Annotated in this window: 3 protein-coding genes; 1 reads left to right on the top strand and 2 read right to left on the bottom strand. The window is 70.3% G+C overall.

Annotated features, from left to right (window positions below; genetic code table 11):
* Nucleotides 1–6 precede the first annotated feature (6 nt).
* Complete coding sequence (locus ACYVE9_RS15810) at nucleotides 7–1,167, bottom strand: winged helix-turn-helix domain-containing protein (RefSeq protein ID WP_461028490.1); 1,161 nt, start codon at nucleotides 1,165–1,167, stop codon at nucleotides 7–9.
* Between the two features lie 104 nt (nucleotides 1,168–1,271).
* The gene (locus tag ACYVE9_RS15805; RefSeq protein WP_461028489.1) at nucleotides 1,272–1,853 is read right to left on the bottom strand and encodes a GNAT family N-acetyltransferase; all 582 of its coding nucleotides are present in this window, start codon (nucleotides 1,851–1,853) and stop codon (nucleotides 1,272–1,274) included.
* Nucleotides 1,854–2,036: 183 nt separating this feature from the next.
* On the opposite strand from ACYVE9_RS15805, the gene secA reads away from it, so the two are divergent.
* Nucleotides 2,037–4,847 (top strand): preprotein translocase subunit SecA, encoded by a 2,811-nt coding sequence (secA, locus tag ACYVE9_RS15800; protein ID WP_461028488.1) that lies wholly within the window; start codon nucleotides 2,037–2,039, stop codon nucleotides 4,845–4,847.
* Nucleotides 4,848–4,882 lie beyond the last annotated feature (35 nt).

The following is a 4,882-nucleotide window of genomic DNA, read 5'->3' as shown; positions in this document are numbered from 1 at the left end:
GCCGGGTCAGGTGAGCTCCTTGTCGAGCGCGCGGGTCAGCACCGCGTCGTCGCAGCGCTCGACGCGCACCTGGTCGCAGCCCACCCACTCGGCCGCCTCCCGCAGGGCCTTCGCCATCGGCGCCACCGCGCCAGGGCCGGACATGGACAGCTGACGGGCCACCAGCGTGCGCCCCTCCCGTCCCGGATCGACGCGGCCGACCAGCCGGCCCCCCGCCAGCAGCGGCATCGCGAAGTAGCCGTGCACCCGTCGGGGCTTCGGCACGTAGGCCTCGAGCCGGTGGAAGAAGCCGAACACCCGCTCCGTCCGGGCCCGGTCCCACACCAGTGAGTCGAACGGCGACAGGAGAGTGGTGCGGTGCCTGCCGCGCGGCTCGGCGGCCAGGGCCTCGGGGGCGGCCCAGGCGGGTTTGCCCCAGCCGGCCACCTCCACCGGCACCAGGCCGGTGTCCGCGATCACGGACTCGACCTGGGCGGCCCTGAGCCGGTGGTAGTCGGCAAGGTCCGCACGGGTCGCCACGCCCAGCGCGGAGCCCGCCTGGGCCACCAGCCGACGCAGGCAGGCGGCGTCGTCCTGTTCGTCATGGAACAGCTCCGCCGGGACGGCCCGCTCGGCGAGGTCGTAGACCCGCTTCCAGCCGCGGCGCTCGGTGCAGACGACCTCGCCGGTGTCCAGCAGCCACTCGACGGCGATCTTGGTCTCCGACCAGTCCCACCACACGCCGCCGTTCTTCGCGCCGCCCAGTTCGGAGGCCGTCAGCGGCCCGTCCGCACGCAGGCGGTCCCGGACGGCGGCCAGGGACGCGGCCCGATCGGCGAGCTGGTGCCAGCGGTGGCCCTTGGCGCGGTAGGCGCGGCGCCGGAACGCGAAGTGCGGCCACTCCTCGATGGGCAGCACGCACGCCGCGTGGGACCAGTACTCGAACGCCCGGCCCCCGGACCAGTACGCCGCCTCGACCTGCTCGCGCCCGACCGCGCCCAGCCGGGCGTATGGCACGAGTTCGTGTGAGCGGGCCAGCACCGAGATGGTGTCCAGTTGCACCGCGCCGAGTGCGCGCAGCACGCCGGGGACTCCGGCGGTGCGCCCGGGAGCCCCCAGCAGGCCCTGGGCCCGCAGCGCCATGCGGCGGGCCTCGTCAGCGGTCAAGGTCAGCTGGGCAGTCGTCATGGCGGCCAGGTTAGGCCCGGGCACTGACACCGAACTCCCCCACCGGACGCACCGGACCCACTGGGCCACACCGGCCCAGACCGGACCCACCGGGCCCGGGCGGCTCAGGGGGCGGGCAGGTAGGGGGTGGCGCTGGTGAGGCCGAGGTCCGAGGGCAGCAGCGACGCCGTCCAGGCGTCCCGGCGGGTGCCCCGGTGCGCGATCTTGGCCCGCTGCACGCCCTCCATCACGAACCCGATGCGCAGCGCCACCGCCCGGGAGCCCTGGTTGCCCACCTGCGCGCACCATTCGAGCCGCTCCACACCGAGGCCGGTGAACGCCCATTCGGCCACCGCGCGGCCCGCCTCGGCGGTGTAGCCCCGGCGACGGGAGCCGGCCGCCGTCCAGTAGCCGAGTTCGGCCTGGCGCTCGGCGGTGCGCAGCCCGTCGAGGCGGACCAGTCCCACGGTGCCCGTGAGTACGCCCTCCCGGGTGAACACCCCGAAGTTGTACATGGCGTCGTCGCGCCAACCCGCCGGGCTGGCGCGGTGCACGAAGTCCGTCGCGTGCTCCGGTCCGTAGGGGTCGGGCACCGGGGTCCAGCGGGGGATGTCGGGGTCCTGGCAGGCGGCGAGTACCGCGTCGGTGTCACGCGGCTCCAGGGGGCGCAGCAGCAGACGCTCGGTGCGCAGGGTCACGGGTTCCATGCCCGCATTCTGCCGGGAAGGCCCGGCACCTTACGGAGGTACGGCACGTTGGGGGGTACAGGGGCTGTCGCCCCTCGCATACGATGGCCGGTGCGGCATGCCCTCCCAGCCCTTCCGGGAGGGGCGCAGACCACACCATCGCAACGACCGTGCCAGGCCCGACCGGCAAGGAGACCAGCCTCAGTGTCCGTCTTCAACAAGCTCATGCGTGCAGGCGAAGGCAAGATCCTGCGCAAGCTGCACCGCATCGCGGACCAGGTGAATTCCATCGAAGAGGACTTTCTCGACCTCTCCGACGCCGAGCTGCGGGAGCTCACCGACGAGTACAAGGAGCGGTACGCCGGCGGTGAGAGCCTCGACGACCTGCTGCCGGAGGCGTTCGCCACCGTGCGCGAGGCCGCGAAGCGGGCCCTCGGCCAGCGCCACTACGACGTGCAGTTGATGGGCGGCGCGGCTCTGCACCTGGGGTACGTCGCGGAGATGAAGACCGGTGAGGGCAAGACCCTCGTCGGCACGTTGCCCGCGTATCTCAACGCGCTGTCCGGCAAGGGCGTGCACCTGATCACGGTGAACGACTACCTGGCCCAGCGCGACTCCGAGATGATGGGCCGGGTGCACAAGTTCCTCGGCCTGTCCGTGGGCTGCATCGTGGCCAACATGACGCCGACGCAGCGCCGTGAGCAGTACAGCTGCGACATCACCTACGGCACGAACAACGAGTTCGGGTTCGACTACCTGCGCGACAACATGGCGTGGTCGAAGGACGAGCTGGTGCAGCGCGGCCACAACTTCGCGATCGTCGACGAGGTCGACTCGATCCTGGTGGACGAGGCCCGCACCCCGCTGATCATCTCCGGCCCCGCCGACTCGGCGACCAAGTGGTACGGCGACTTCGCCAAGCTGGTCAAGCGGCTGGAGAAGGGCGAGCCCGCCGACGTCCGGCTGCAGAAGCCGGAGACCGGCGACTACGACGTCGACGAGAAGAAGCGCACCGTGGGCATCCACGAGGCGGGTGTCGCCAAGGTCGAGGACTGGCTCGGCATCGACAACCTCTACGAGTCGGTCAACACGCCGCTGGTGGGTTACCTCAACAACGCCATCAAGGCCAAGGAGCTCTACAAGAACGACAAGGACTACGTCGTCATCGACGGCGAGGTCATGATCGTCGACGAGCACACCGGCCGTATCCTCGCCGGCCGCCGCTACAACGAGGGCATGCACCAGGCGATCGAGGCGAAGGAAGGGGTGGACATCAAGGACGAGAACCAGACGCTCGCCACCATCACCCTGCAGAACTTCTTCCGCCTCTACGACAAGCTCTCCGGCATGACCGGTACGGCCATGACGGAGGCCGCGGAGTTCCACCAGATCTACAAGCTCGGTGTGGTGCCGATCCCCACGCACCGCCCGATGGTGCGCGCGGACCAGGCCGACCTCATCTACCGCACCGAGGTGGCCAAGTTCGCCGCGGTCGTCGAGGACATCGCCGAGAAGCACGGGAAGGGCCAGCCGATCCTGGTCGGCACCACCTCCGTGGAGAAGTCCGAGTACCTCTCCCAGCAGCTGAAGAAGCGCGGGGTGCAGCACTCGGTGCTGAACGCGAAGAACCACGAGCGTGAGGCGCAGATCGTCGCCGAGGCCGGCCGCAAGGGATCGGTCACGGTGGCCACCAACATGGCCGGCCGCGGTACCGACATCAAGCTGGGCGGCAATCCCGAGGCCATCGCCGAGGACGAGCTGCGCGGCAAGGGCCTCGACCCCGAGGAGCACATCGAGGAGTGGGCGGCGGCGCTGCCGGCGGCCATGGAGCGCGCCGAGCAGGCGGTCGCCGCGGAGTTCGAGGAGGTCAAGGACCTCGGCGGCCTCTACGTGCTGGGAACCGAGCGGCACGAGTCCCGGCGCATCGACAACCAGTTGCGGGGTCGTTCCGGCCGGCAGGGCGACCCGGGTGAGTCCCGGTTCTACCTCTCGCTCGGGGACGACCTGATGCGGCTGTTCAAGGCCCAGATGGTCGAGCGGGTCATGGCCATGGCCAACGTGCCCGACGACGTGCCGATCGAGAACAAGATGGTGACCCGGGCCATCGCCTCCGCCCAGTCGCAGGTCGAGCAGCAGAACTTCGAGATCCGCAAGAACGTCCTGAAGTACGACGAGGTCCTGAACCGGCAGCGTGAGGTCATCTACGGTGAGCGCCGCCGTGTCCTGGAGGGCGAGAACCTCGCCGACCAGATCCGCCACTTCATGGACGACACCATCGAGGCGTACGTCGCGGCCGAGACGGTGGAGGGCTTCGCCGAGGACTGGGACCTGGACCGCCTGTGGGGCGCGCTGAAGCAGCTCTACCCGGTGGCCGTGACGGTCGAGGACCTCGAGGAGGAGGTCGGTGACCGCGAGGGCATCACCGCGGACTTCCTCGTCGAGGCGATCAAGGACGACATCTACAAGCAGTACGAGGCGCGCGAGGAGCAGCTCGGCTCCGAGATCATGCGGGAGCTCGAGCGCCGGGTCGTGCTGTCGGTGCTGGACCGCAAGTGGCGTGAGCACCTCTACGAGATGGACTACCTCCAGGAGGGCATCGGCCTGCGTGCCATGGCCCAGAAGGACCCGCTGGTGGAGTACCAGCGGGAGGGCTACGACATGTTCCAGGCCATGATGGAGGGCATCAAGGAGGAGTCCGTCGGCTACCTGTTCAACCTGGAGGTCCAGGTCGAGCAGCAGGTCGAGGAGGTTCCGGTGCAGGACTCCCGGCCCTCCCTGTCGAAGGAGGCGCAGGACGCGGTGCCGGCCGGTGGCCGTCCGGCGATCCGCGCGAAGGGGCTCGACGCTCCGCAGCGCCCGGACCGCCTGCACTTCTCCGCTCCCACGGTCGACGGTGAGGGCGGTGTCGTCGAGGGGGACTTCAGCAACGAAGACGCTGCTGCCGCCTCTTCGGACGGCATGACCCGCGCCGAGCGGCGCAAGGCCCAGAAGGGCGGCCGTCGCCGCAAGAAGTGACGCCGGGTCCCGGTGGTGCCGGCCGGTACCACCGG

This window comes from Streptomyces sparsus, from assembly GCF_054776295.1.
Note: the sequence above shows the minus strand (reverse complement) of the source record. Positions and strands in the feature narration are given on the sequence as shown.